Source organism: Streptosporangium saharense, from assembly GCF_014203715.1.
GTDB classification, from domain to species: Bacteria; Actinomycetota; Actinomycetes; order Streptosporangiales; family Streptosporangiaceae; genus Streptosporangium; species Streptosporangium saharense.
Window position 1 is genome coordinate 1,375,204 of the sequence record NZ_JACHJP010000001.1, and the last position, 26,018, is coordinate 1,401,221.

General features: G+C 72.0%; 21 protein-coding genes. 16 read left to right on the top strand and 5 right to left on the bottom strand.

Translation table 11 applies throughout. The annotated features are described in order from the left end of the window. Nucleotides 1-63 precede the first annotated feature (63 nt). The 8 genes from FHS44_RS06710 to FHS44_RS06745 all read left to right on the top strand — a co-directional run bounded on the left by FHS44_RS06710 (nt 64) and on the right by FHS44_RS06745 (nt 9,538). Complete coding sequence (locus FHS44_RS06710; RefSeq protein WP_184712969.1) at nt 64-726, top strand: DsbA family oxidoreductase; 663 nt, start codon at nt 64-66, stop codon at nt 724-726. Nucleotides 727-776: 50 nt separating this feature from the next. Beyond that, nucleotides 777-1,634, top strand: coding sequence for an LLM class flavin-dependent oxidoreductase (locus FHS44_RS06715; RefSeq protein WP_184712970.1), 858 nt, complete (start codon nt 777-779; stop codon nt 1,632-1,634). Between the two features lie 155 nt (nt 1,635-1,789). Continuing rightward, nucleotides 1,790-3,439 (top strand): MFS transporter, encoded by a 1,650-nt coding sequence (locus tag FHS44_RS06720; protein WP_184712971.1) that lies wholly within the window; start codon nt 1,790-1,792, stop codon nt 3,437-3,439. A 313-nt stretch (nt 3,440-3,752) separates the two neighbouring features. Beyond that, nucleotides 3,753-5,189: an ABC transporter substrate-binding protein gene (locus FHS44_RS06725; RefSeq protein WP_312863546.1), complete on the top strand. Its 1,437-nt coding sequence runs from the start codon at nt 3,753-3,755 to the stop codon at nt 5,187-5,189. Next, nucleotides 5,186-6,148 (top strand): ABC transporter permease, encoded by a 963-nt coding sequence (locus tag FHS44_RS06730; protein WP_184712973.1) that lies wholly within the window; start codon nt 5,186-5,188, stop codon nt 6,146-6,148. Before FHS44_RS06725 ends, FHS44_RS06730 begins: the two co-directional genes overlap by 4 nt. Next, nucleotides 6,145-6,987, top strand: coding sequence for an ABC transporter permease (locus FHS44_RS06735; RefSeq protein WP_184712974.1), 843 nt, complete (start codon nt 6,145-6,147; stop codon nt 6,985-6,987). The genes FHS44_RS06730 and FHS44_RS06735 overlap by 4 nt, the downstream gene beginning before the upstream one ends. Next, a complete protein-coding gene (locus FHS44_RS06740) occupies nt 6,987-8,642 on the top strand; it encodes a dipeptide ABC transporter ATP-binding protein (RefSeq protein ID WP_184712975.1) in 1,656 nt (551 codons plus the stop codon). Before FHS44_RS06735 ends, FHS44_RS06740 begins: the two co-directional genes overlap by 1 nt. Beyond that, entirely contained in the window at nt 8,639-9,538 is a 900-nt protein-coding gene (locus FHS44_RS06745) for a glutathione S-transferase C-terminal domain-containing protein (protein ID WP_184712976.1), read from the top strand. The genes FHS44_RS06740 and FHS44_RS06745 overlap by 4 nt, the downstream gene beginning before the upstream one ends. Here the strand turns inward: FHS44_RS06745 and FHS44_RS06750 are convergent. Further along, nucleotides 9,533-9,736 (bottom strand): acyl-CoA carboxylase epsilon subunit, encoded by a 204-nt coding sequence (locus FHS44_RS06750; RefSeq protein ID WP_184712977.1) that lies wholly within the window; start codon nt 9,734-9,736, stop codon nt 9,533-9,535. The genes FHS44_RS06745 and FHS44_RS06750 overlap by 6 nt on opposite strands. Next, a complete protein-coding gene (locus tag FHS44_RS06755) occupies nt 9,733-11,343 on the bottom strand; it encodes an acyl-CoA carboxylase subunit beta (protein WP_184712978.1) in 1,611 nt (536 codons plus the stop codon). The genes FHS44_RS06750 and FHS44_RS06755 overlap by 4 nt, the downstream gene beginning before the upstream one ends. Before the next feature lie 197 nt (nt 11,344-11,540). Between FHS44_RS06755 and FHS44_RS06760 the strand changes: the two genes are divergently transcribed. Then, nucleotides 11,541-12,149: a response regulator transcription factor gene (locus FHS44_RS06760; RefSeq protein ID WP_184712979.1), complete on the top strand. Its 609-nt coding sequence runs from the start codon at nt 11,541-11,543 to the stop codon at nt 12,147-12,149. Here the strand turns inward: FHS44_RS06760 and FHS44_RS06765 are convergent. Further along, complete coding sequence (locus FHS44_RS06765; RefSeq protein WP_184712980.1) at nt 12,114-13,058, bottom strand: sensor histidine kinase; 945 nt, start codon at nt 13,056-13,058, stop codon at nt 12,114-12,116. The genes FHS44_RS06760 and FHS44_RS06765 overlap by 36 nt on opposite strands. Nucleotides 13,059-13,243: 185 nt before the next feature. Here FHS44_RS06765 and FHS44_RS06770 point away from each other — a divergent pair, with 185 nt between their 5' ends. The 3 genes from FHS44_RS06770 to FHS44_RS06780 are packed head-to-tail and all read left to right on the top strand — an operon-like array spanning nt 13,244 to nt 16,471. Then, on the top strand, nt 13,244-14,728 hold the full coding sequence (locus FHS44_RS06770; protein ID WP_184712981.1) for a nitrilase-related carbon-nitrogen hydrolase: 1,485 nt from the start codon (nt 13,244-13,246) through the stop codon (nt 14,726-14,728). Then, complete coding sequence (locus FHS44_RS40740; RefSeq protein WP_221460351.1) at nt 14,697-15,818, top strand: sensor histidine kinase; 1,122 nt, start codon at nt 14,697-14,699, stop codon at nt 15,816-15,818. Before FHS44_RS06770 ends, FHS44_RS40740 begins: the two co-directional genes overlap by 32 nt. Further along, entirely contained in the window at nt 15,815-16,471 is a 657-nt protein-coding gene (locus FHS44_RS06780) for a response regulator (RefSeq protein WP_184712983.1), read from the top strand. The genes FHS44_RS40740 and FHS44_RS06780 overlap by 4 nt, the downstream gene beginning before the upstream one ends. Nucleotides 16,472-16,534: 63 nt before the next feature. Here the strand turns inward: FHS44_RS06780 and FHS44_RS06785 are convergent, their stop codons facing one another. Together FHS44_RS06785 and cofD are read right to left on the bottom strand one after the other, a co-directional pair. Continuing rightward, nucleotides 16,535-17,854: a coenzyme F420-0:L-glutamate ligase gene (locus FHS44_RS06785; RefSeq protein ID WP_184712984.1), complete on the bottom strand. Its 1,320-nt coding sequence runs from the start codon at nt 17,852-17,854 to the stop codon at nt 16,535-16,537. Then, complete coding sequence (gene cofD, locus FHS44_RS06790) at nt 17,851-18,804, bottom strand: 2-phospho-L-lactate transferase (protein ID WP_184712985.1); 954 nt, start codon at nt 18,802-18,804, stop codon at nt 17,851-17,853. The genes FHS44_RS06785 and cofD overlap by 4 nt, the downstream gene beginning before the upstream one ends. Before the next feature lie 262 nt (nt 18,805-19,066). On the opposite strand from cofD, the gene FHS44_RS06795 reads away from it, so the two are divergent. The 4 genes from FHS44_RS06795 to FHS44_RS06810 all read left to right on the top strand — a co-directional run bounded on the left by FHS44_RS06795 (nt 19,067) and on the right by FHS44_RS06810 (nt 25,991). Further along, nucleotides 19,067-21,040 (top strand): hypothetical protein, encoded by a 1,974-nt coding sequence (locus tag FHS44_RS06795; RefSeq protein ID WP_184712986.1) that lies wholly within the window; start codon nt 19,067-19,069, stop codon nt 21,038-21,040. Between the two features lie 227 nt (nt 21,041-21,267). Next, the gene (locus FHS44_RS06800; protein ID WP_184712987.1) at nt 21,268-21,531 is read left to right on the top strand and encodes a WhiB family transcriptional regulator; all 264 of its coding nucleotides are present in this window, start codon (nt 21,268-21,270) and stop codon (nt 21,529-21,531) included. 177 nt (nt 21,532-21,708) lie between these two features. After that, nucleotides 21,709-24,573, top strand: a complete 2,865-nt coding sequence (locus FHS44_RS06805; protein ID WP_184712988.1) for a glycosyltransferase family 2 protein — start codon at nt 21,709-21,711, stop codon at nt 24,571-24,573. After that, nucleotides 24,570-25,991 carry a DUF5719 family protein gene (locus FHS44_RS06810; RefSeq protein WP_184712989.1) on the top strand — a complete coding sequence of 474 codons (1,422 nt, stop codon included), beginning with the start codon at nt 24,570-24,572 and terminating at the stop codon, nt 25,989-25,991. The genes FHS44_RS06805 and FHS44_RS06810 overlap by 4 nt, the downstream gene beginning before the upstream one ends. Nucleotides 25,992-26,018 lie beyond the last annotated feature (27 nt).

Below are 26,018 nucleotides of genomic sequence, written 5' to 3' on the forward strand. Positions count from 1 at the left end.
GAAGGCGTCGAAACCCGTTTTCCGAGTCCGCTGCGCACAGGCCGCGGGACGGGAGGATTCCCCATGTCTACCGATAACCAGACCAGAACCGTCGAGGTCTACGCCGACGTGCTGTGCCCGTGGAGCTACATCGGCAAAAGGCGGCTTGAGACGGCCCTGGCCGGGACGGAGGGCAGGGAACGGCTTGAGATCGTCTGGCGCAGCTACGAGCTGTCGCCGGACGAGGGCCGTACTCCCGGCAGGACCGCGGCCGAGGCGATGGGCGACTGGTGGGGCGACCAGGGCACCGCGCGGGTCGAGCTGATCCACACCCTCGGCAGGGCGGAGGGCGTGGCCATCGACCTCACCCTCGCCAGGCCCGTCAACACCTTCGACGCCCACCGGCTGCGTCACCTGGCCGCCGACCACGGTCTGGCCGACGAGGTGATGGAGCGGCTGCTGCGCGCCTACCTCTGCGAGGGCCGCAACGTCAGCGACCCCGAGGTCCTGGAGAGCGTCGGCGTCGAGGCCGGTCTCGACGCCGCGCAGGTGCGTGCCCTGCTCGACGGTGACGCCTACGCCCAGGACGTCCGCGCCGACGAGCGCAGGGCGAAGGAGCGGGGCGTCAACGGCGTGCCGATGCTGATCGTCGACGACAGGCCGCCCGTCACCGGCATCCAGCCTCCCGCCGACCTGACCCGCCTGCTCCAGGACGCGCTGCGCCCGGCGTCCGTCGCGGGCGACTGACGGGTTCGACACCTCACCGACCAGACAGCACGAGAGGAAACCACACCCGCATGGACATCGGTATCGGGCTTCCCGGGCACGCCCCGTGGACCGAGGGCAGGACCCTGGTCGACTGGGCGCGCCGCGCGGAGGAGCGCGGCTTCTCCACGCTCGCCGTCAGCGACCGCCTGGTCTGGACGACGCCTGAACCCCTGATCACGCTGGCCGCCGCGGCCGGGGCCACCTCCCGCATCCGGCTGCTCACCAGCGTGCTGCTGGCGCCGCTGCGGGCCAACCACGCGCTGTTCGCCAAGGCCGTCACCACCCTCGACCAGCTCGCCGGGCCGGACCGGCTCCGGCTCGGCCTGGCCCCGGGGCTGCGGGACGACGACTTCACCGAGGGCGGGGTGGACTACGCGACCCGGGGGCGGCAGTTCGACCGGCTGCTCGACCGGCTGGCCGGGGTCTCGCTCGGGGAGGACCCGGTCGGCCCGCGCGCCGCGACGGAGGGCGGGGTGCCGCTGCTGTTCGGCGGCCACTCCGAGGCGGCCATCCGGCGCATCGTCACCCGGGGCACCGGGTGGATCGCCGGGGACGCGACGGTCGAGGGGGTGCGGGAGTTCGCGCCCGGCCTGGCCAAGGCGTGGGCGGACGCGGGCAGGCCGGGTTCCCCGAGGCTGGTCGCGACCGTGATGTTCGCGCTCGGCCCGAACGCCCGCCAGGCGGTCTCGGCCGCCATCGAGCCCTACTACGCCTTCGCGGGCGAGGAGTACGCCACCTACGGCGCCTCGGCCGCGCTCACCACGCCCGAGCAGATCACGACCGCGGTGGCCGGGTTCGCCGAGATCGGCGTCGATGAGCTGATCTTCGCGGGCAACGACCCCGACCCCGGCCAGGTGGACCTGCTGGCCGACACGATCGGGCTGTAGGGCCACGTCCCGACGCGGACCCCGCGAGTCTTTGCGGGGTCCCGTCCGCACGGCCACGCCCCGAAAAGTGCCGAAAAATCATCAAAAAGCACGCGAAAAGCGGGCCCGTCGCGGTGCGGCGGCCTTCCGGACGAACTCGACGAAGGGATCAACCGATGGTCGCCGCTGCACCGGCGCGCGCAACCACGCGTGACTGGCTTGGACTGGCGGTCCTGGCGCTGCCGACTGTCGTGATCGCGATCAGCATGACCGTGCTGAACCTGGCCGTGCCCAAGCTGAGCGCCGACCTGCGGCCCAACAGCACCCAACTGCTGTGGATCATCGACGTCTACGGGTTCGTGATCTCCGGGTTCCTGATCACGATGGGCAACGTCGGCGACCGGATCGGCCGCCGCAGGCTGATGATCTGGGGGGCGGGCGCGTTCGGCCTGTCCAGCGCGTTCGCCGCCTTCGCCCCCAGCGCCGAGCTGCTGATCCTGGCGCGGGCGCTGATGGGCCTCACCGCGGCGACCCTGATGCCCTCGACGATGTCGCTGATCCGCACGATCTTCGAGGACCCGCGTCAGCGCGCGGTCGCGGTCAGCGTCTGGATCTCCAGCTTCACCGCCGGAGCCGTGCTCGGCCCGGTCGTGGGCGGGGCGCTGCTCGAACGGTTCTGGTGGGGGTCGGTGTTCCTGCTGGCCGTACCGGTGGCCGTGCTCCTGGTCGTGCTCGGCCCGATCCTGCTGCCCGAGCAGCGGGACCCCGAGCCGGGGCCGCTCGACTTCCTCAGCGCCGGACTCCTGCTGGCGACCGTGCTGGCCGTGGTCTACGGGCTCAAGCAGATCGCCGCGAGCGGGGTGAACCTGCCCGCCGTCGCCGTCACGGTGGCCGGGATCGTCGTCGGCGTAGTCTTCGTCCGCCGCCAGCGGGTGCTGCGTGACCCGCTGCTGGACACCCGGCTGTTCGCCAACCGGGCCTTCACCGCCTCGCTGGGCACGACCGCCCTGGCCATCGCGGCCTCGGCGGGCATGCAGTTCTTCATCAGCCAGTACCTCCAGACCGTGCTCGGCCTGTCGCCGCTGCGGGCGGGCCTGGTGGTCGTGCCCAGCGCGGTGGCGAGCATCACCGGCACCATGCTCGCCCCGATGCTCGCCCGCCGCGTCCCCAGGGCCTACCTCATGGCCTTCGGCCTCGTGGTCTCCGCCCTGGGCATGGGGGTGCTGACGCAGATCAGCGCGGATTCCGGGGTCGGCATCGTGATCGCGGCCACGGTGATGACCTCGCTGGGCTTCGGGCCGACGCTCGCGCTGGGCAACGACCTGGTGCTCGGCTCCGTTCCCGTACGGCAGGCGGGGGCGGCCTCTGCGATCTCGGAGACCGGGGCCGATCTGGGGCTGGCCCTGGGCATCGCGGCCATCGGCAGCGCCGGGATGGCCGTCTACCGGGGCGAGGTCGCCGGGAACCTCCCGCCCGGCATCCCCCCGCAGGCCGTCGCCGCGGCCCACGACACGGTCGGGGCGGCCTTCGCCGCCGCGGCGCGGCTGCCCGCCGAGCTGGGCGAGAGCCTGCGCCTGGTGGCCGGGGAGGCGTTCACCCACGGCCTGCGGCTCGCCGCGGGCATCGGCACGGTCGGCGTGCTCGGCCTCGCGGTCGCGGTGGCCCTCCTGCTGCGCGGCGTACGGCCCGCGGCCCACGGATCGGAGCCGCCCAAGGAGCCGTCCGGTCAGCCGTCCGAGGGGCCGTCCGATCAGCCGGATAAATCGGAGAAGAGGGAGGAGAACGAATTATTGAACCATCGCGCAGATGTGCCTGACATGTCCTGAAAAAAAGGCTACATTTCCTACCAGGAAGCTATGTAATTTGGACGGCGAGGCCCCCCGGGGTCCTGGCCGATTCCTGGCACGCACTACCCGTAAAGGTGCTGACGGAGTGTACTTGACCGGCAGATTCGCGCCCCCCGCGTTACTGCTCACCACCGCCCTGGCTCTCTCCGCATGCGGCACTGCCGCTGAAAGCGACACGAAATCCACCAAACCGGTCAGCGGTGGAATTCTTCGCTACGCGGTGAATACCGAGCCGAGTAATCTCGACCCGCACGCGAGCCCTTCCGACATAACCGCTGTTTTCACCCGACCCGTGCTCGACTCCCTGGTCTCCCTGGACCCCAAGGGCGGGGTGCACCCCTGGCTGGCGACATCGTGGGAGGTCTCGCCGGACGGGAAGAGCTACACCTTCGCCCTGCGCAAGGACGTCACCTTCAGCGACGGCACGCCGTTCGACGCCGAGGCGGTCAAGGCCAACCTCGACCACGTCGTCGATCCCAAGACCAAGTCGGAACTCGCCGCCGGGCTCATCACTCCCTACAAGGGCACCGAGGTGGTCGATCCGCACACCGTGCGCATCACCCTCTCCCGGCCGCACTCCCCGCTGCTGTCCGCCCTGTCCACCCCCTACCTCGGCATCCAGTCGCCCGCCACGCTGAAGCTCGGCGCCGACGCCCTGGCCAGGAAGGTCGTCGGCTCGGGACCGTTCGTGATCGACGCCTTCACCCCGCGGCAGGGCATCACCTACCACCGCAACCCGAAGTACGCCTGGCCGCCGCAGGGCGCCGCGCACGCGGGACCGGCCTACCTGGAGAAGCTGGAGTTCAAGGTCCTGCGGGAGGACTCCGTCCGGGTCGGCGCGCTGACCAGCGGCCAGGTCGACGCCATCGGCAGCGTCCCCCCGGTCAACGTCAGCCAGGTCAAGGCCGACTCCCGGCTCTGGCTGGAGACGCGCCAGGCCCCCGGCGGCAACTACAACTACTACCCCAACACCCAGAAGGGCGTCTTCTCCGACGTCCGGGTACGGCAGGCGTTCCGGGCGTCGATCGACTTCAAGACGATCATCGGCAAGCTCTACTTCGGGGTCTTCCAGCCCGCCGCGAGCCCCATCGCGCCCAGCACCTTCGGCTACGACCCCGGCACCGAGCAACTCGGCGGATACGACCCGCAGGCGGCGTCGAAGCTGCTCGACGAGGCCGGGTGGACCACCCGCGACGCCCAGGGCTACCGGACCAAGGACGGCAGGCGCCTGACCGTCCGGTGGATGTTCGTCAAGATGATCGCCCGCGAGCAGCGCGCCGTACTGTCCGAGCAGGTGCAGGCCGAGGCGAGGAAGGCGGGCATCGACGTCCAGTTCCTCGACGTCACCCCGAGCAACTACGCGCCCATCGCCCTGCGGGGCGACTACGACCTGTCCGACTACAGTTGGCAGCGGGTGGACGCCGACGCGCTGCGCGACCTGTTCGCGTCGAGCAACATCCCCAACGACCAGGGCGGTTCGGGGGCCAACGCCTCGCGCTACTCCAACAAGGACGTGGACGCCTGGCTCGACCAGACCCTCGACACCACCGACCCGGCAAAGCGCGTCGAGCTGTACGGCAAGGTGCAGCGCAAGGTCGTCGAGGACGCGGCGGTCTTCCCCGTCTACACCTTCAACTACGTGCTCGGCGGCGCGAAGAAGGTGCACGGCATCACCTGGGAGGCGCAGGCCTACCCGAGCTTCTACGACGCCTGGGTCTCCGCGCCATGACGAAAGCCGCCCCCCGAGCCCGCCGTACGCGCCGCCGACTGCGCGCGGTGCTGGTCAGGCTGGCCACCTCGCTACTGGTGATCTGGGGGGCGGCGACGGTCTCCTTCGCCGCCCTGCAGCTCACCCCGGGCAGCGTGGCCGACGCCCTCGTGGGCACCTCGATCGTCTCCCCGCAGGTCAAGGCGCAGATCATCGCCGACTACGGCCTCGACCGGCCCGTCCTGACGCAGTACCTCTCCTATCTCGGCATGGTCGTCAGGGGCGACCTCGGCCACTCCTACCAGCTCAACGAGTCGGTCGGCACGGCCATCTGGGCGCAGCTCGGCGCCTCGCTCCAGCTCACCGCCGCCGGGATGGGACTGGCGCTGGTGCTGGCCACGGTGCTGGCGCTGCTGACCGCGAAACGCTCCCGCTGGATCCGCGGGGTCTCCTCGGGCGCCGAACTCGTCGGCACCTCGGTGCCGATCTTCTGGGTGGGCATCCTGCTGCTGACGGTCTTCTCCTTCCAGCTCGGCTGGTTCCCCGCGGCGGGCGGTGACGGCCTTGGCGGGCTGATCCTGCCCGCGATCTCCATGGCACTGCCCGTGACGGCGCTGCTGGCCCAGGTCATGCGGGAGGGCCTGGAACGGGCGCTGGACGAGCCCTTCGTGCTCACCGCCCGCGCCCGCGGCATGTCCGACGCCGCCGTACGGCTCAGGCACGCCCTCAGGCACGCGTTGCTGCCGGTGATCACCCTGGCCGGGTGGCTCTTCGGGCTGCTGCTCGGCGCCATGGTCGTGATCGAGCAGGTCTTCTCAAGGCAGGGCCTCGGCACGCTCATGCTCGGCGCCGTCACCGGCAAGGACCTGCCGGTCGTGATGGGCGTCGTGCTGCTCACCGCGTCCGTCTACGTCGTCATCAACACCCTGCTCGACCTGCTCTACCTGGTCATCGACCCCAGGCTGAGGGAGGCCACATGACGGCCGTCACCCTGCGGGCCCCGGCGCGCGAACGGCCCGGGATCAGGCCCGGCGTCTGGGCCGCCTCCATCACGCTCGCCCTGATCGTCCTGGCCGCCGTGGCGCCCGGCCTGCTCACCCACGGCGCCCCCCACGAGTCGGACGCGCTGATGGCGCTGCAGCCCCCCGGGGACGGCCACCCATTCGGCACCGACGCCATCGGCAGGGACGTCTTCACCCGCATCGTGTACGGCGCCCGCCAGTCGTTGCTGGCGGGGGTCGGCGCCACGGTGCTCGCGGTGAGCGCGGGCACGCTGCTCGGCCTGCTGGCCGCCCTCGGCGGCAGGGTCGCCGACGAGATCATCATGCGGCTGACGGACGTGACGCTGTCGCTGCCCACCCTGCTCCTGGCCCTGCTCGTCCTGACGATCACCGGGCCCGGCACCCTCAACTCGATCTACGCCATCGCGCTGTACACGATGCCCAGCTACACCCGGCTGGTCAGGGTGCAGACGATGGTGATCCGCCGCTCCGGCTACGTGGAGGCCGCGACCTCGCTCGGCCTCACCCGGGCCTGGATCGTCCTGCGTCACATCCTGCCCAACGCCTTCGCCCCGCTGCTGGTACTGGCCACCATCGAGGTCGGCACCGCGCTGGTCGCGGCCTCCTCGCTCAGCTTCCTCGGACTGGGCGCCAGGCCGCCCGCCCCCGAGTGGGGGGCGATGCTGGCCGGTGGGCGGGACTACTTCTCGGTCGCGTGGTGGGTCGCGGTCTTCCCCGGCGTGGCCGTCACACTCACCGTGCTGTCGATCACGGTCGTCGGACGCGCCCTGCAGCGCCGTCTTGAGGGGAGGGGCTGATGAACACCGGTCCGCTGGTCGAGGTCGAGGACCTCACCGTGTCCTTCGGGACGCTTGAGGCCGTACGAGGAGTGTCGCTCGCGGTCAACCCCGGCGAGTGCGTGGCGATCGTGGGGGAGTCGGGCTCGGGCAAGAGCGTCACCGCCCGCAGCCTCATCGGGCTCACCGGCGAGAACGCGACGGTCCGCGCCTCCCGGCTGCGCGTGGACGGGCAGGACGCCCTGCGGTTCGGCGAACGGCAGTGGCGGCAGGTGCGCGGCACCAGGGTCGGCTACGTCCTGCAGGACGCGCTGGTCTCCCTGGACCCGCTGCGGCCAGTCGGCAAGGAGATCGCCGAGACGCTCAAACTGCACGGCACGGTGCCGCGCGCCGAGATCGAGGAGCGCGTCGTCGAGCTGCTGCGCGAGGTCGGGGTGCCCGAACCCGAGCTGCGGGCCGGGCAGTACCCGCACGAGCTGTCCGGCGGCCTGCGCCAGCGGGCGCTGATCGCCTCGGCCATCGCCTGCGACCCCGAGCTGCTCATCGCCGACGAGCCGACGACCGCGCTCGACGTCACCGTGCAGGCGCAGATCCTGCGGCTGCTCGACGAACGGCGCGGGGCGGGCACCGCGCTGCTGCTGATCAGCCACGACCTGGCGGTCGTCGCGCAGCTCGCCGACCGGGTGCTGGTGATGAAGGACGGCGTGGTGGTCGAGGAGGGACCGACCGGCAGGGTCCTCACCGACCCCGCCCACCCCTACACCAGGGCGCTGCTGGCCGCCATCCCCGGCGAGCACAGCAAGGGCACCCGGCTCTCGGTGACGTCCGGGCACCCCCAGCCCGCGCCGCAGCGGCCCCCCGGGGAGGTGGTGATCGAGGCGCGCGGCCTGGTCAAGGACTTCCGTGGGCGGCGCGCCGTGGACGAGGTCTCCTTCGAGCTGCGCGCCGGTGAGACGCTCGGCCTGGTCGGCGAGTCGGGGTCGGGCAAGACGACGGTCGCCAGGCTGGTGCTCGGCCTCCTCGAAGCCGACGGCGGGCAGGCGCTGATCGAGGGCAGGACCTGGCGGGAGATGACGGCCAGGCAGCGCCGCGAGGCCCGCCGCCACATCCAGGTGGTCTACCAGGACCCGCTCAGCTCCTTCGACCCGCGCTTCAGCGTCAGGCAGATCCTCGACGAGGCGCTCATGGTCGGCGGGGTGCCCCGCGCCGAGCGCCGCGACCAGGCCCTGCTGCTGCTCGACCAGGTCGGGCTCGACGGCGGCGTGCTGGAACGCCGTCCCCGGCAGCTCTCCGGAGGGCAAAGGCAGCGGGTGGCCATCGCCCGCGCCCTGGCCCCGCGACCCCGGGTGCTGGTCTGCGACGAGCCGGTCTCCGCCCTGGACGTCTCGGTGCAGGCGCAGGTGCTCGACCTGCTGGCCGACCTGCAGGCGGACCTGGGCGTCGCCTACCTGTTCGTCTCCCACCACCTGGGCGTCATCCACCACGTCAGCGACCGCGTCGTGGTGCTCAAGGAGGGCCGCGTCGTCGAGACCGGTGACGTCGGCCAGATCTTCACCAACCCGAAGGCCGACTACACCCGCGAGCTGCTGGCCGCGATCCCCAGGCTCGACCAGCCGGGCGCGGCCTCCCTCGTCCCGGCCGCCCGCCCACGACCGACCACGGAGGTCATCCAATGACCGCTTCCATCTCCACGGCACCGGAGCCGCTGAAGGGACGCGTCACCGCAGACGGATCGAGCGGCTTCCCCGCGGAGCCGGGCCGCTACCACCTCTATCTGGCCTGGTCGTGTCCCTGGGCGCAGCGTACGGCCATCGTGCGCGGCCTCAAGGGTCTTCGGGAGACCGTCACGCTGTCCTACGTCGAGGACGACCTCGGCGCCGAGGGCTGGACCTTCGGCACCGGCCGTGGCCCCGACCCGGTGAACGGCTTCACCCACCTCAGGCAGGCCTACGAGGCGACCGTGCCCGGCTACACGGGCTCGGTCTCGGTGCCCGCGCTGTGGGACAGGGCGACCGGCGGCCTCGTCAGCAACGACTACGCCGACATCACCGTGGACCTCGGCACCCAGTTCGAGGAGTGGGGCGATCCCGAGGTCAGGCTCTACCCGCCCGAGCTGCGCGCCGAGATCGACGAGCTCAACGCCTACCTGCACGCCAACCTCAACGGCGCGGCCTGGGAGGTGGCGATGACGACCACCCAGGAGGAGTACGAGACGGCGCGGAGCCGTGTCATCGCGGCCCTCGACCTGATGGAGGCCCGCCTGGCCACCCACCGTTTCCTGTTCGGGGACACGATCACCGAGTCCGACGTCTGGCTGTGGCCGACCCTGGCCCGCTTCGACCTCCTCGACAACCCGCTCGGGAAGATCAGCGAGCGGAGCCTGGGCGACTTCCCCAACCTGTGGGGCTACGCCCGCGACCTGTACCAGCGGCCCGCCTTCCGCGACACCACGGACTTCGCGACCTTCCGCAGGGACCGCTCCTCGATCCGCAGGCCGGGTCCGGTGCGGATCGAGGTCGAGCCGGTCGAGGCGGACTGGGAGCTGCCGCACGGCCGCGAATCGGTCCTATGAACGGCTCGCCTCCCGGGGGAGCCCGGCCCAGGAGGTGGGCGAACGGTAGCCGCCAAACTCCCTCGGCCAGGAGACGGTCTCGTCGGACGCGGTACCGGGTGCGGGGGTGGCGCGTCTGCCCAGTGCGAGCAGCACGACGGCGAGCGCGGCGAGCTCCTCGGCTTCCGCCCGGCCCCGGACCACGTGGATGGCCGTCACTGTGGCTGGTTTCCGTGCTTGCGCGAGGGCAGCGCGCGATGCTTGCCGCGCAGCATCGCCAGGGCGCCGATCAGCGCGGAGCGGGTGTCGGCCGGGTCGATGACGTCGTCGACGAGGCCGCGCTCCGCGGCGTAGTACGGGTGCATCAGCTCCTGGCGGTACTGCTCGGTCCGCAGGTCGAAGACGACCTTGGGGTCCTCGGCCGCGGCGATCTCCCGCCTGAAGATGATGTTCGCGGCGCCCTCGGCGCCCATCACCGCGATCTCGTTGGTCGGCCACGCCAGCGACAGGTCGGCGCCGATGGAGCGCGAGTCCATGACGATGTAGGCGCCGCCGTACGCCTTGCGCAGGACGAGCTGGACGCGGGGGACCGTGGCGTTGCAGTAGGCGTAGAGCAGCTTGGCGCCGTGCCTGATGACGCCGCCGTGCTCCTGGTCCGTCCCGGGCAGGAAGCCGGGGGTGTCGACCATCGTCACCAGTGGAATGTTGAAGGCATCGCAGAACTGGACGAACCTGGCGGCCTTCTCGGCGGCGTCGATGTCGAGCACCCCGGCGAGCTGGGCGGGCTGGTTGGCGACGACGCCGACGACCCGTCCGTCCAGCCTGACCAGCGCGCACACGACGTTCGGCGCCCACTGCTCGTGCAGTTCGAGCACCTCGCCGTCGTCCACGATCTCCTCGATCACCTCCCGCATGTCGTAGGCGCGGCCCGTCTCGACAGGGACCAGGTCGAGCAGCCGTTCCACCCGCCGGTCCGGCGGGTCGGTGGGCGCGAGAGCGGGCGCCGACTCCCGGTTGTTGGCGGGCAGCAGCGACAGCAGGTACCGCACGTCCGCCAGGCAGGCCTCCTCGTCGTCGTAGACGAAGGAGCCGACGCCGGAGCGCGCGTGCACGTCGGCGCCGCCGAGCTCCTCGTGGGTGACGCTCTCGCCGGTCACCGCCTGGACCACGTCGGGGCCGGTGATGAACATCTGGGCCACCCCGCGCACCATGAAGACGAAGTCGGTGAGCGCCGGGGAGTAGGCCGCGCCTCCCGCGCAGGGGCCGACGACCACGCTGATCTGCGGGATCACCCCGGAGGCGCGGACGTTGCGCTGGAATATCCCGCCGTAGCCCGCCAGCGCCGTCACCCCCTCCTGGATGCGCGCGCCCGCGCCGTCACACAGCCCGACGATCGGCGCGCCCGTGGTCTCCGCGAGGTCCATCACCTTGTGGATCTTCTCGGCGTGCGCCTCGCCGAGGGCGCCGCCGAAGATGCGGAAGTCGTGCGCGTAGGCGAAGACCTTGCGCCCGTGCACCTGTCCCCACCCGCACACCACCCCGTCGGTGTACGGCCTGCGGTCCTCAAGGCCGAAGCCCGTGGCGCGGTGCCTGCGGAAGGCCTCGATCTCGGTGAAGGTTCCCTCGTCGAACAGCAGCCTGAGACGTTCCCTGACGGTCAGCTTGCCCTTGGCGTGCTGGGCGCGGGAGGCCTGCTCGCCGGGTCCCACCCTGGCGCGGGCCCGCAGCCAGGTCAGCGCGGCGACGCGCTCGCGCATCGGCGACGCGGGACCCGTGGTGACGGGCTCGGGCGGTTCGTGCGTGACGGTACTCAGCGGTGTGCTCATCGGTGTCCCCTTCGGCGGTTCGGCCTCCGGTGTGTGTTCTGCTGGAGCCCAGCATGGCCGGGGCCGATCGAGGAACGCTTGAAACAGCCTCGCACCCGATGCATTTGGGGGAATATGTCGGCTTTTAAAGCGCGATCAATGGATTTTTCGCGAGAAAAGGTAAGAAAAGGCGCGGTACACCAGTCGAGGAGGGCGTAGTGATCCGGGTCCTGGTAGCCGAGGACGTCAACATGATCCGGGGCGCACTGGTGGCCCTGCTGGAGCTTGAAGACGACCTCACCGTGGTCGCCGAGGTCGGCGACGGCGACCGGATCGTCCCCGAGGCCGTACGGCACCGCCCAGACGTGGCCCTGATCGACGTGGGCCTGCCGGGGCTCGACGGCATCAGCGCCGCGACCAGGCTGCGCGAGACCCTGCCCGGGTGCCGCACGCTCATCCTCACCGGCCTGGGCAGGCCGGGGACGCTGCACCGCGCCATCGAGGCGAAGGTCTTCGGATACGTCCTGAAGGACGCCCCGCCGGAGGAGCTGGCCCACGCCGTACGGGCCGTCGCGGACGGGCAGCACGTCTTCGACCCCAAGCTCGCGCTGGCCGCGTGGAACGACGGGGCCAACCCGCTCACGCTGCGCGAGGCCGAGGTGCTCAGGCTGGCCGGGTCGGGGGCGGGAGCGCGGGAGATCGCCGCCTGCCTGTCGCTGTCGCCGGGGACCGTGCGCAACTACCTCACCGCCATCGTCGCCAAGCTGAACGCGCGCAACCTCATCGACGCGCTACGTCTCGCACAGGAATCGGGGTGGCTGTCCTGACACCCCCTCGACGGAACCGGAGACACCCGAGGAGCCGGAGGAGAACGTGCCCTGGGGGATCGCGACCTCAAGCACGAACCGGCCACCGGAGCGGGCCGCGGAGAAGCGGCCGTTGACCGTGGCGACCCGGGCCGCGAGGTTGGCCAGCCCGTTGCCGCCCCTGGAAGGACGCCAGGGGCTGCCCGGCGCGCAGTCGTTGGCCAGGACCATCGTGACCGCCTCGTCCGTCGACCGGACGGCGATCTCACACCAGCGGCCCGTGCCGTGTTTGAGGAGGTTGGTGACGCCCTCCCGCAGCACGATCGCCAGGACGGTCCCCGTGTCGGGGTCGAGCGGCTCAGGGGAGATGTCCGCCTCGACCCGGATGCCCAGGCCGGACAGCGTCGAGCGCACCGAGTCCAGTTCGTCCCGCAGCGACATCCTGCTGTGGTTGTGCGACAGCTCACGGACGTCGGCGAGCGCCTTGCGCGAGATCTCGATGATCTCCGAGAGCTCCTCCCTCACCCGGGGCGACTCGGCGGGGGTGATCCGCCGGGCCAGCTCCCCCTTGAGAGTGATCGTGGAGATCCCGTGGCTGAGCAGGTCGTGCAGGTCGCGGGCGATCCGCTCGCGCTCCTGCGCGATGGCCGCCGCGCACAGCAGCTCCGCCTTGGCCGCCTCAAGGGCCGCCCGGTGCCCCCGCCACCTGACCAGGGCGTCCCCCAGGCGCCGCAGGGTGAGGAAGCCGATCCCGGTCGCCCCGGCGACGGCCAGCGCGACGAGCCCGCCGAGCAGCAGGTCCTCGCCGAAACTCGCGTCGAGGACGCGGGCGCCCCAGAAACCGCACTGGGCGGCGATCATGACCGCCGCGAGCGAACGCAGCCGTGCGGACGCCCGCCGCGAAGTGTCTGACCTTGCGATTTCTTCCATCGTCACACTCCAAAGCACAAGCTGGGGCGTCGACTGCAACGGATGCGTAGATCAGCGGTCCATAGCAACTGTACGAGGGGGGAATGCACCCCTTCACCGGGCTGTCCGGTCGCTCCCAGGAGTGACATCCCGGATCACTCCCGCGCGCGACGCGCCGCAGAGGGGCTACGTCCGAGCATCGGAGCATGAACTTCCCCTCCCGTGGAAGGCCGCGCGGCGGCCTGCTGCTCACGGCCCTGCTGACCGTCCTGTCCGCCGTCCTGCTCGGCCTCGGCACCGGGCTCGCGCCCCTGTGGTGGTGCACCTGGATCGCGGCGCTGCCCGTGCTGGTGGCCGCCACCAGGACCGGGCCGTCCCTCGCCTTCGCCGCGGGCACCCTGGCCTGGCTCGGCGCGCAGACCCCCATGTGGGGTTACTACGGCGGCACCCTGGAACTGCCGACGCCCATGGTCATCGGGCTCATCCTGGGCACGTCGGTCCTGTTCGGGCTGTCGGTCGCGTCCTTCCGCGCGCTCGCCGTACGGGGAAGGCCGGTGACGGCGGCGCTGACGTTCCCCGCCGCCTGGGTCGCGGTCGAGTTCGTCGTCTCGCTCACCCTGCCGCACGGCGCCTGGTGGAGCCTGGCCTACTCCCAGGCCGAGGACCTGCCGGTGCTGCAGCTCGCCTCGCTGACCGGCCCGTGGGGGCTGACCTTCCTGCTGTTCGGCACCCAGGCCGCGCTCGCCGTCCTGCTGGCCCGCCTGCTGTCCACGGCCCGCGCGCTGTGGCTCGCCGGAGCCGTCGTCGCGGTGCTGACGCTGGTGCTGGGCTACGGTCTCGTACGGCTGACCGCCCCGGCCGGCGGGAGCGGTGTCCGGGTGGCGCTGCTGGCCACCGACAACCCCAACGACCCGGCACCGGTGAACACCCCCGAGGGCAGGAAGCTGCTCGTCCGCTATCTCACCGAGCTGGACGGACTGCGCGCCGACGTGGCGGTGCTGCCGGAGAACACCTTCGTCGTGGAGAAGTCCCACCTGCGGCTGCTCTCCGGCCCATTGGGCGAGCTGGCCGCGAAACGGCACATGACCATCCTGGCCGGGACGACCCTGATCGACGGCACCCGGCACACCAACACCGCCTTCGCCTTCCCCGCTGACGGCTCGGCGCCCGTCCGCTACGACAAACGTCACCTCATCCCCGGCCTTGAGTCCGAGTTCGACACGGGGGACAGGGACGTGTTCATGCCGGGCTCGGACGGCAGGTGGGCCATCGCGATCTGCAAGGACCTGGACTTCCCCGCCCTGGTGCGCGGCTACCGGCAGCGGGGCGCCTCGGCGATCTTCGCCCCCGCCTGGGACTTCCCCGGCGACGAGTGGATCCACAGCAGGATCGCCCTGGCCCGCGGCGTGGAGAACGGCATGGCCGTCGCCCGCGCCCCACGCGGCGGCGACCTGCTGGCCAGCGACTCCCGGGGCCGGGTGCTCGGTATCGCGCGGACGAACCCGGGCTTCGCCTCCGTCGTCCTCACCCTGCCCGAGGCCACCGGAGGCACGCCGTACAGCATGTTGGGCGACTGGCTAGGATGGGCCGACCTCCTGCTCCTGCCCGCGCTGCTGGTCGTGGGCCTGCGGGGACCCGTGGGAGGGACAGGAGGTGAGCGTGCGGCGCGTCGCCTGGAATCTCACATCTGAGCTGTCCCCCCGCACGCTCGACGTCCTGCTCGCCCTCGCCGCGACCGCGGCGACCGTGGTGCCCACCCTGTGGCCCAGGCCCGCGGAGTGGTGGGTGGTCGCGCTGGCGTTCGCCTCCTCGGCCCCGGTGCTGTGGCGCAGGCGGGCCCCGGTGCTCGTCTCCTTCCTGACCGGGCTGGCGATGACCGGGCTCGTGCTGTGGGAGAAGCCGTTCCTGCCGTGGGGACCGCTGATCGGCGTCTACACCATCGCCGCGCTGAGCGGCGCCACCGTACGGCTGCTCGCCGTCCCGTTCATCGGGGGCACCGTCTACCTCTCGCTGGTCATGCCGGGGGAGGAGACGGAGGCCTACCGGATGGTCGGCACCGCCTTCGTCGCTGCCTACGCCCTGGGCACCAGCACCCGGGCACGGGCCGCGGGACGCGCCGAACGGGCCGAACGGGACCTTCGGCTCGAACAGGAGCAGGAGGCCGCCGCCGCGCGGGAACGCACCCGCATCGCCCGCGACGTGCACGACATCGTGACCCACTCGGTCGGGCTGATGGTGGTGCAGGCCGAGGCGGGCTCCGCGGTGCTCGACGTCGATCCCACCCGGGCGCGCACGGCCCTCGACGCGGTCGCCGAGACCGGCAGGACGGCCCTGGTCCAGCTACGGGGCCTGCTGGGCACCCTCAGGGACGACGGCCCCGTGACACGCACGGAACGGCCCAGCCTGGCGGCCCTGCCCGAGCTGGTCAGGCGGACCCGGCTCGCGGGCCTCGACGTGCGGCTGCTGACCGAGGGCCGTCCGGGGAAGGTGGCCGCGGAGACCGAGGTCACGGCCTACCGCGTCGTCCAGGAGGCGCTGACCAACGTCGTCAGGCACGCGGGCGCCCGCGCCGCCCTCGTCACGCTCGGCTGGACGGCCACCCACCTGACCGTGACCGTCGCCGACGACGGCAAAGGAGACACCGGGAGCGGGGGCGGCCACGGTCTGCGGGGGATGCGCGAACGCGTCACGGCGGGCGGCGGCGTCCTGCGCGCGGGAACCTCGGAGGACGGCGGGTTCGTCGTGCGGGCCGAGCTTCCCCGGGGGGTGGGGGAGCCGTGATCCGCGTGCTCGTCGCCGACGACCAGGACCTGTTCCGGGCGGGTTTCGCCATGATCCTGGGGGTCCAGCCCGACATCGAGGTGGTCGGCGAGGCCGCCGACGGGGAGGCCGCCGTCGCGCAGGCCGTACGGCTGCGCCCGGACGTGGTGCTCATGGACGTGCAGATGCCGGGAATGGACGGCATCGACGCCACCGCGCGGATCTGCGCGGAGACCGACGCCAGGGTGCTCGTGCTGACCATGTTCGACCTGGACGACTACGTCTACGACGCGCTGCGCGCCGGGGCGAGCGGCTTCCTGCTCAAGGACATCCGCAGGCAGGAGCTGGCCGACGCCGTACGCGTGGTGGCCAGGGGAGAGGCCCTGCTCGCCCCCACCGTGACCAGGCGGCTCGTGGAGACCCTGGTGCGCCGCCCCGGGACGGTTCCCCGGGCCTCGTCACGGCTGTCCGGACTGACCGAACGCGAGACCGAGACGCTGCGGCTGATGGCGAAGGGGCTGTCCAACATGGAGCTGGCCGAGAGGCTCGTCGTCAGCGAGCACACCGTCAAGACGCACGTGAGCCGCGTCCTGACCAAGCTGGGGCTGCGCGACCGGGTCCAGGCCGTCGTGTTCGCCTACGAGTCGGGCCTGGTCGTCCCCGGCGAGGAGTAGCCCGGTGGGGGTGCCCCGCCGAGGGCGGGGGGCCGGGTCTGGGCGGACGCCTCAGCGGACGTCTCAGCGAACGACGAGGAAGTCGTCGGCCTTCCTTGGGGCGCGGTCCCTGGGCGGGGCCGCGGGACGGCCGACGGCGACGGCGCCCATCGGGTCCCAGTCGCGGGGCAGGCCGAGCACCTCGCGGACCACGTCACGGCAGAACATGGTCGAGGAGACCCAGGCCGAGCCCAGCCCCTCGACCGCGAGCTGGACCAGGAGGTTCTGCACCCCGGCACCCGCCGCGACCACGAACATCTCCCGCTCGGCCGCGTTGCGCCGGTCGTCGCGGTAGGTGTGCGCGCCGTCCGTCACCATGCAGGGCACCACGAGGTACGGCGCGCCGCGCAGCACCTCGCCACGCCCGACCCGCCTGGCGATCCTCTCCTCGGAGAGACCGTCACCGCGCAGGTCGGCGATCCACGCCTCCCGCATGGCGTCCAGGAGCTTGGTCCTGACCTCGGGCGACTCAAGCAGGACGAACCGCCACGGCGTGGTGTGGTGCGGGGCGGGGGCGGCGATCGCCGCCTCGACGGCCCTGCGGACCTTGGCGCCGTCGACGGGCTCCGGGGAGAAGGAGCGCACGGTCCTGCGGGCGAAGAGCACGTCCCGCGAGCCGTACCGGAACATGTCGTCCTCGGACTGGCGGACCAGCTCGCGGACGCCGAGACCGTCCTCCCGGGTGGTGTACTCGGCCATCCCCCTGACCACCGCGACCGGGGTCTGGGCGAGCTTGCCCTTGACCAGGTCGCCTGCGGCGGCCAGTTCGTCGGCGACCGCGGTCAGGGTGACCTCAAGGGCGTTGCCGTGGTCGTCGGACATGCCCCGGTAGTCGAGCATCGGGGTCACCCCCGCCACGCCGATCGCCATGTCGGTCTGGCCGTTGCGCCACGGACGGCCGAAGGTATCGGAGACGACCACGCCGACCGAGACGCCGAGCCTGCGCCGTACGCTCTCCCGCACCGCGGCGGCCGAGGCGTCGGGATCGACCGGCAGCAGCACGACGGTGCCCGGCTCGGTGTTGGAGGCGTCAACGCCCGCGGCGGCCATGACGAACCCGTGCGCGGTCTGCGCGATCACCGTCTCACCCCGGCGGGCGACGACCCGGACGGTCTCCTCGGCGATGGCCTCCGGCCTGGTGACGTCCCGCAGGACCCGGCCCTCGGCCTTGCTGGAGATCTTGGAGGTGACGACGAGGATGTCGCCGTCCCGCAGGTCGGGCGCGGCGTCCGCGATCAGCTCGCCGACGTCGTCGCCCTCCTTCACCTCGGGGATGCCGGGGACGGCGAAGATCTCCAGCCTGGCGTCCTGGCCGTCGTCCTTGGCGCGGCGGATCCTGCTCATCGGGCGTCCCCGTCCCCACGCAGGGACAGGGCAAGGTCGAGGGCGGCCCGCGCGATGTCGGCGGCGGCCTCGACGTCGTGCATGATCAGGGGCCGGGCCTCGACGCGCACGCCGTCGAGGGCGACCCCGGCGTCCTCCTCGGCGACCAGCCAGCCGTCGACCAGCGGCGAGCCGTACAGGTCGAGGACCGCCTGGGCGGTGGTCTCCACGCCGATCGCGGTCAGGCAGGCGTCGGCCATGCCGCGCACCGGGGCGCCGCCGACGATGGGGGAGACGCCAACGACAGTCTTGGCCTCAAGGGCCTCGCGGATGCCCTTGATCTGCAGGATCGTGCCGATGCTCACGACGGGGTTGGACGGGGGCAGGATCACCACGTCGGCCTCGGCGATGGCCTGGAGCACGCCGGGGGCGGGCCGCGCCTCCTCGGCGCCGACGAGGATGATCCGCTCGGCCGGGACCGAGGCGCGCAGCCGTACCCACCACTCCTGGAAGTGGACGGCCCTGCGGCCCCGCTCGTCGGAGATGACCACGTGGGTCTCTGTCCTGTCGTCGGTCATCGGGATCAGCCGCACGCCGGGCTGCCAGCGGGCGCACAGCGCCTCGGTGACCGCCGACAGCGGGTATCCGGCCGAGAGCATCTGGGTGCGCACGATGTGCGTGGCGAAGTCGCGGTCGCCCAGGCCGAACCACTGCGGTTCGACGCCGTAGGCGGCCAGCTCCTCCTTGACGACGTGGGTCTCCTTCTGCCTGCCCCAGCCCTGCTCCTCGTCGATGCCGCCGCCCAGGGTGTACATCACGGTGTCCAGGTCGGGGCAGACCTGGAGGCCGAAGAGGGTGATGTCGTCACCGGTGTTGCCGATGACGGTGATCTCTGAATCGGGAACGGCGGAACGGAGACCGCGCAGGAAACGGGCGCCGCCGATTCCGCCTGCGAGGGACACAATGCGCATGCGCCCCAGTGTTCCACTGCCCTGTTCGCGCCGTCCTCAGGGGCCTTCACGGGGTTCGTCAAGGGGGCGGGGCGAGTTGTCTTGATCGTTATGTGCGGTGTCTTCGCTGGCAGGATGATCTCTGGAGCTGCCCGAAATATGTCGTAATAGGGTGCTATGAAGTACTTATGGGATTCATGGGCTTCCTGGGTCTCCCGACACCTAAGTCAGCCGTGTGCAAAACTTGCCCCCGGGTTTACCTGAGAACCCTTTGGGAGTAATCGTGATCAATGCGGAAGCGGGTCGGCTCAGGGAGCCGGCCGCGTGGCTCATGATCGCCGTAGCGTCCACGGGCGTTCTCGTCGGCGTCGAGCAGTTGCTGTTCGGTACATCGCTCGGAGGCTCCTTCGCGTTTCGCGCGGCCAGCCACGTGGGCGGGCTCACCTCCCCGGTGACCACCGCGCTGCTCGTCGGCGCCGTGCTGCTGGCCGGACACGCGGGCCCGGCGCTCGCGCGCCTGAGGCTCATGACGCAGGTCGCGGTCGGCACCCTCGGCCTGGCCGCCCTGTTCGGCACGGTCGGCGTCTTCGGCGGCCTGTTCGCCGGGGAGACCGGGCTCTGGCAGAAGGTCGAGTTCCTCGTCGTCAACCTCCCCGCCCTCGGGCTGACCGGCCTCGCGCTGGCCTACCTGCTGCCCAGGATGGCCGCGGCGGGACCCGCCAGGAAGCAGCCCCCCTTCTCCCACGCCCAGCCCTTCCCCGGCGCGCACCCTGGCTCTCAGCCCGGTGTGCCCTACCCGGGCCCCCACGCCCAGGAGCAGGGCCCGGCGCAGGTTCCGGTACAGCCCGCCGCGCACGGCATGCCCCCGCACGAGCAGGGCGTGCCGCCGTACGAGCAGGGCGCGCGTCCCCAGGAGACGGCCCAGCACGGCTTCCCCGTCCAGGACCAGCACCACGCCTTCCCGCAGCAGGACCAGCACGCTTTCCCCGTTCAGGACCAGCACGCCTTCCCGAACCAGGACCAGAGCGCCCACACTTTCCCTGTTCAGGACCAGAGCGCCCACGGCTTCCCCGTCCAGGAGCAGTTCTCCGCCCAGGACCAGAGCCACGGCTTCCCCGGTCAGGCTCAGGGTGGCCATGGCTTCCCGCAGCAGGCCCAGTCCGCGCCCGTGAGCAGGCCCGCGCACAGCCAGCCCGCGCTCCCGCCCGCCCCGGCCCCCGCTCCCGCGCCCTCCGAGGGACCCGGCGACAGGTACGGTCAGGACCTGCTGAACCCGCAGACCGGCTCCCACACCTCCGCGCCCACTTCCTACGGGCAGCAGTACGGCACCGCGGAGTCCTACAACCCGGGTCCCTACGTCCCCGCGGACGTCCAGCCCCCGGCGCCGTCCTACGAACCGCCCGCCTACGACCCCTCCGGCTACGGTCCCCGGACCGAGCCGCAGCCGCAGGCCCCCGTCTCGTACGGCGAGCCGCAGGTCCCGGCCTACACCGACCCCCAACTGCCCGGCTACCCGCAGCCCGCCGAACCCCAGACCGGCGGGTACGGCCAGCAGGCCGGGCAGTTCCACGGCGCCGACTCCTACAGCGCGGACTCCTACAAGGCCGATTCCTACGGCGCCGACTCCTACGGCGGGCGGCCCGAGCCCCAGGCGGCCTCGCCGTACGGCTCGGAAAGCCAGCCGAGGCTGTCCTTCGACACGCAGACCTCCTTCCCGCAGCCGCCGGACAACTACGGTCAGCCGCTCACCGGCTACTCCGGCGCCGAGTTCGCCCGTCAGACCGAGCCGAACCTGCACTACCCGGCGCCCGACCCGGTCGATCCCCGCTCGCAGCAGATGGCCCAGGCCTACCAGCAGGCGGAGAACTACCAGCAGTCGCAGGCGGGCACGCCCGAGCCGCAGCTCCGCGTGCCCGAGTACACCTCGAACCCCCACCCGAACCAGCCCGGCGGCTCCTACGACAGCCCGCTCGGACACCCGCAGGCGCAGCCGTACCAGCAGGGCGGCCAGTGGGAGAATTCGGCGGCGGAGACCACGATGAGGTTCGATCCCGCCGCATACCAGGCAGACCCGCTCAACGCGCCGGGCCCGGCGCCGCGCACCTGGGACTCGCAGCCTCCCATCGACCCCACGGCGATATACAAGCCGGAGCGCTCGGGCCAGGTCACGGGAGAGGAAACTCAGGACAGAGAAAGGGTGGGCCCCGGTCAGGAGCAGAACATGTCCTGGTACGGTTCCGACCGCCGAGAGCACTGAAGGGCCAGGCGATCGTCACGGGAGACCGGGCGGGGCGCCGTACGGGCAGTAGGACGACGAGTCACCGGGGAGGGCAGGTCTTTCCCCGGATACCGGCATGCCGCTTGACGTCACACAGGCCACGCGCGTGTAATTACACACGTGTTGTTACGCCTTCCCGCTGGTGGGTAAGAGGGAGGCGTTCATAGGGGGGCTCCATTTGCGGGCAGGCGGCAGGGAGGTGTGCAGTGGCCGACCTGGTCATCGCACAGGACGACAGCATCGCTGAAGAGCAGCTTGGTTGGCAGGAACGCGCGCTCTGCGCGCAAACCGACCCCGAGGCGTTCTTCCCCGAGAAGGGGGGGTCCACCCGGGAGGCCAAGAAGGTCTGCCGCTCGTGCGAGGTGCGTGCCGAATGCCTTGAGTACGCTCTGGAACACGACGAGCGGTTTGGGATCTGGGGGGGTCTCTCCGAGAGGGAACGCCGCAGGATCAAGCGCGAGGCGGTCTGAGCGAAGGTTGACGCGCTCGACGAGGGTCACGTGCCCACGGAGGGTGCTTGATCATATATCGATGGAGCATGTGGCCGGTCGGCCACATGCTCCTTTTTTGGTGCATCAGACATACCTCAACAGAGGGTGCCGTATCGTGGTCGCGCCGATCATCAGCCCTTCCTGAACCCGGGACGCATGTCCAGCACCGACTCCCCCCGACCCACCCACACCGTCACCGCGATTGTCGTGGCCCACGACGGCGCACGCTGGCTCGGTGACACCCTCGCCGCGCTGCTGCGGCAGACCCGTCCCATCGACCGGGCGGTCGGGGTCGACAACGGCAGCAGGGACGGCAGCGCCGCGCTGCTGACCGGCACCCTCGGCCGCAACGCCGTACTCACCCTGCCGCGCTCGACGAGCTTCGGGCAGGCCGTGGCCGAGGTCCTCGACCGGCTCGGGCCCGCCGAGGAGAACGAGTGGCTGTGGCTGCTGCACGACGACTGCGCGCCCGACGACGGCGCCCTCGAAGCCCTGCTGAAGGCCGCCGACGAGGATCCGGGCGCGGCCGTGTTCGGCCCCAAGCTCCGCGACTGGCTCGACCGGCGCCTACTGCTTGAGGTCGGCGTCACCGTGGACCTGCGGGGGCGCAGGGACACCGGCATCGAACCCCGCGAGTTCGACCAGGGCCAGTACGGCGGCGCCAGGGACGTGCTGTCGGTCTCCACGGCCGGGATGCTGGTCCGCAGGGACGTCTGGGAGGAGGTCGGCGGACTCGACCCCTTCCTGCCGCTGTTCCGCGACGACCTCGACCTGTGCTGGCGGATCAGGAGCGCCGGATACCGGGTCCGCAACGTCACCCAGGCCGTCGCCTGGCACGCGGAGGCGGCCAGCAGGCGCCGCCGCCGCATCACCGTCAGCGGCGACCACCCCCGCCGCCTCGACCGCCGCAACGCCATGTTCGTCGTCATGGCGAACCTGCCCTCGCGGTCGCTGCCGTGGGCGCTGCTGCGCAACCTCGTCGGCTCGCTGGTCAGCACGCTGCTGTTCCTGCTGGCCAAACAGCCCGCCGACGCGCTGGACGAGCTGCTCGCGCTCGGCTCGATCCTCAGGCACCCGGGCAGGCTCGTCAGGGCGAGGCGGCTGCGCGCCGCGGGCAGGAGACGCGGCGGCGCGGCGGCGGCCAGGCTGCTCACCCCACCCGGCGCGGGCTACCGGCGCGTCGCCGACCGGTTCCAGAGCTACCTCGCGGGCAACGGTCTCGTCGAGTCGGCCGGACGCCACCACTACGCCGCGACCCCCACCCAGGAGGACGGGGAGGAACTGCTCACCGACGACGTCGGGGCGACCCGGCGCCTGTTCGGCAGTCCGGGCATGGCGCTGTTCCTGGTCCTGGTCGCCGTCACGCTGGTCGCCGAACGCGGCCTCCTCGGTGGCTCCCGGCTCGGCGGCGGCGCGCTCGTCCCCGTGGTCGGCGGTGCCTCCGACCTGTGGAACCTCTACGTCGAGAGCTACCACCAGGCGGGACTCGGCGGTGACGGGTGGGCTCCGCCGTACGTGGCGGTGCTGGCCGGGCTCTCGACGGTGCTGTTCGGCAAGCCCTGGCTCGCCGTGACGGTGCTGCTGCTCGGCTGCGTGCCGCTGGCCGGGCTGTCGGCCTACACCGCGACCCGGGTGATGATCCCGGGGCGCTGGACCCGCGTCTGGCTCGCCGCCTCCTACGCCCTGCTGCCCGTCGCCACCGGGGCGATCGCGGCGGGAAGGCTCGGCACCGCCGTGGTCTTCACGCTGCTGCCCTGCTACGCGGCGCTGGCCACCAGGATGCTGTCGGCCGACCCGCGCGGGGCGCGCCGCGCCGCCTGGGGACTCGGCCTGCTGCTTGCGGTGGGTACGGCCTTCGCCCCGCTCGTCTACCCGCTGATGCTGGTCCTGGGCGCGCTGGCCGCGCTCGCCTTCCCCCGCAGGGGGCTGACCAGCTCGGTGGTCATCGCCTTCGGCGTCCCGGTGGCCGTGCTGCTGCCCTGGCTGGTCCAGGTGGTCTCCACGCCGGGACTGCTGCTGCTCGAAGCCGGACTGCACCGGCCCGAACTGGTCGATGCCGCGCTGCCCGCCTCCTCGCTGCTGCTGCTCAGCCCCGGAGGCCCGGGGATGCCGCCGCTGTGGGTGACGGGCGGTCTCATCGCCGCCTGCCTGGCCGCGCTGCTGATGCGCCGCAACCGGACGATCGTCGCCGTCGGCTGGGGCGTCGCGCTCTTCGGCATGCTGGTCGCGATCCTGGTCAGCCGCACCCCGGTCACCTCGCTGAACGCCGACACCCGGGCCCCCGCCTGGCCGGGCGTGCCGCTGGCCTTCGCCGCGACCGGCATGCTCGTGGTCGCCGCGCTCACCGCCAACCGCATCGCCGAACTCAGGAGGGCGGGCGGCCTGCGCAGGGTCGTCGCGGCGGCCGTCGTCGCCGTGGCCTTCTCCACCCCGGTCCTCGCGGCCGGCATGTGGATCTCCAGGGGAGCGGGCGGCCCTCTCGACGGCGACGTCCGCGACGTGGTGCCCGCGCTCGCCGCCCTCAACTCCGGGGGCGGCGAACGGACCCTGCTGCTGAGCGAGCGGGACGGCGGCCTGGCCTTCACGGTGCTGCGGGGCCGTACCCCACTGGTCGGAGAGGCCGATATCCCCACCCCGGCGGGTCCCAGGGAGCGGGTCTCCGTCGCCGCGGCGGGACTGGCCTCGGGCAGGGGCGGTGACGACGCCGACGTGCTCGCCTCCTACGGCATCCGGTTCGTCGTGATCATCCCCCCGGTGACCGAGGCGATCAGTCATGCTCTCGACTCCCAGCCCGCCCTGGCCAGGATGAGCCTGTCGCGTGCCGTGGGCGTGTGGCGGCTGACCCAGCCGGTCGCCGTGCCCCCGGCCCCGCCGGGCGACCCCTGGCACGGCCGCTGGCTGTGGGCGCAGGCCGTGCTGGTGCTGCTCGTCTCCGTCCTGGCCGCCCCGGGCTCACGCGGCACCGACGGCCAGCTCCGTTCCGAGGTCCCCGAGTCAGGCAGGGAGCCGTCCGTCCGATGAAGTCCCTGATCGAGAACCGGTTCAGCCTCCTCGCCCTCGTCCTGGTCGCCCTCCTCGCCCTGTACGGCGTCGCCTCCGCGACCCGTCCCGGGGCAGAGGCGGGCGCCGCGCAGGGCCTCAGACGGGTCCCCGTCGCCTCGGTGACGGTCGTCTGCCCCGACCCCGGCGACACCGACGCCGCCGTCGTCACCCCGCCGGGCGGCCAGGACGCCGGGACCGCGACGCTCGTCACCGGGGACACCACCGTCGAGACCCTGCGGACCCCCGGCACCCTCTGGCACGAGAAGATCCCCGCCAAGTCGGCCCCGCTCGTCGTGTCCGCGAGGGCGAGCATGGCCGCGGGCCTCGAAGCCTCCCAGACCCGCAGGGAGACCTCGGGCAAGCACCGGGGGCTGGCCGGAGTGCGGTGCACGGAACCCACCGCCGACACCTGGCTGGTCGGCCCCGGGCCCGCGGCGGCCGACGTCACGCTCTATCTCGCCAACCCCGACCTCGCCCAGGCGACCGTCGAGATCACGGTCTACGCCGGGGAGGGGCCCGTGGTCGCCGACTCGGGCGACGTGATCGTCATGGGGCCGGGGGAGAGCCGGGCGATCGACCTCAAGGAGATCGCGCCCTCACCGCTCGTCATGGCGGTCGGCATCCGCACCGCCGCGGGCCGGGTCACCGCGGCGGCCCGGGCGATCACACACGGCGGCAAGGGGGTCGACTGGCTGCCCGTCTCCGCCCCGCCCGCCACTCGCGTCGTGGTTCCCGCCATTCCCGGTGGCGGCGGCGACCGCCAACTGCTGGTCGCCTCCATGGCGGAGACCGACACCCTGGTCGAGATCAGGGCGATCACCTCGGACGGCACCTACGCCCTCAAGGGCAAGGAGGTGCTCGAAGTGCCCGCAGAGTCGGTCGCGACCATGGACCTGTCGAGCGCCATCGCCGACCGGCCCTCCGCCCTCGTGCTCACCTCGGAGACGCCCATCCTCGCCGGGGTGATGGTCACCGGGACCGGCAAGAAACCCGACGTGGCCTTCACCGCGGGAGCCGCCCCCATCGACCTGGGCAGCGTCGTCGCCGACAACCACACCGGCGGTGACAAGGGCGCGAGGCTCGTGCTGAGCGCGCCGGAGACGGCGGGCAGGGTGAGCGTGCGGGTCCTGCCCCGCAAGGGAGAGGCCCCGGAACCGTTCGAGGTGGACATCCCGGCCGCCCGCACCAAACAGGTCAGCCTGCCCAAGGTGGACGGCCCCTTCGGGGTGCTGGTGCTGCCGGTCCAGGGCTCCGGTCCGGTGTACGGCGGGCGCGTGATGGACGAACGCGTCAAGAAGGGCCTCGCCCTGACCATCCAACCCCTGGCCGCGGCCCGCGTCTGGGCCCTGGTCCCCCCGACCACCGAGTCAGTGGATGTGGTTTTTGGGGATGACTGAGGTAAGGGAGATCTACCCGTGAGGTAA

What these genes read in the sequence shown, in the direction of transcription:
- FHS44_RS06710 (WP_184712969.1), top strand. Translation starts at nt 64, where the DNA reads ATGTCTACCGATAACCAGACCAGAACCGTCGAGGTCTACGCCGACGTG.
- FHS44_RS06715 (WP_184712970.1), top strand. Translation starts at nt 777, where the DNA reads ATGGACATCGGTATCGGGCTTCCCGGGCACGCCCCGTGGACCGAGGGC.
- FHS44_RS06720 (WP_184712971.1), top strand. Translation starts at nt 1,790, where the DNA reads ATGGTCGCCGCTGCACCGGCGCGCGCAACCACGCGTGACTGGCTTGGA.
- FHS44_RS06730 (WP_184712973.1), top strand. Translation starts at nt 5,186, where the DNA reads ATGACGAAAGCCGCCCCCCGAGCCCGCCGTACGCGCCGCCGACTGCGC.
- FHS44_RS06735 (WP_184712974.1), top strand. Translation starts at nt 6,145, where the DNA reads ATGACGGCCGTCACCCTGCGGGCCCCGGCGCGCGAACGGCCCGGGATC.
- FHS44_RS06740 (WP_184712975.1), top strand. Translation starts at nt 6,987, where the DNA reads ATGAACACCGGTCCGCTGGTCGAGGTCGAGGACCTCACCGTGTCCTTC.
- FHS44_RS06745 (WP_184712976.1), top strand. Translation starts at nt 8,639, where the DNA reads ATGACCGCTTCCATCTCCACGGCACCGGAGCCGCTGAAGGGACGCGTC.
- FHS44_RS06755 (WP_184712978.1), bottom strand. Translation starts at nt 11,343, where the DNA reads ATGAGCACACCGCTGAGTACCGTCACGCACGAACCGCCCGAGCCCGTC.
- FHS44_RS06765 (WP_184712980.1), bottom strand. Translation starts at nt 13,058, where the DNA reads ATGGAAGAAATCGCAAGGTCAGACACTTCGCGGCGGGCGTCCGCACGG.
- FHS44_RS06770 (WP_184712981.1), top strand. Translation starts at nt 13,244, where the DNA reads ATGAACTTCCCCTCCCGTGGAAGGCCGCGCGGCGGCCTGCTGCTCACG.
- FHS44_RS06785 (WP_184712984.1), bottom strand. Translation starts at nt 17,854, where the DNA reads ATGAGCAGGATCCGCCGCGCCAAGGACGACGGCCAGGACGCCAGGCTG.
- cofD (WP_184712985.1), bottom strand. Translation starts at nt 18,804, where the DNA reads ATGCGCATTGTGTCCCTCGCAGGCGGAATCGGCGGCGCCCGTTTCCTG.
- FHS44_RS06805 (WP_184712988.1), top strand. Translation starts at nt 21,709, where the DNA reads ATGTCCAGCACCGACTCCCCCCGACCCACCCACACCGTCACCGCGATT.
- FHS44_RS06810 (WP_184712989.1), top strand. Translation starts at nt 24,570, where the DNA reads ATGAAGTCCCTGATCGAGAACCGGTTCAGCCTCCTCGCCCTCGTCCTG.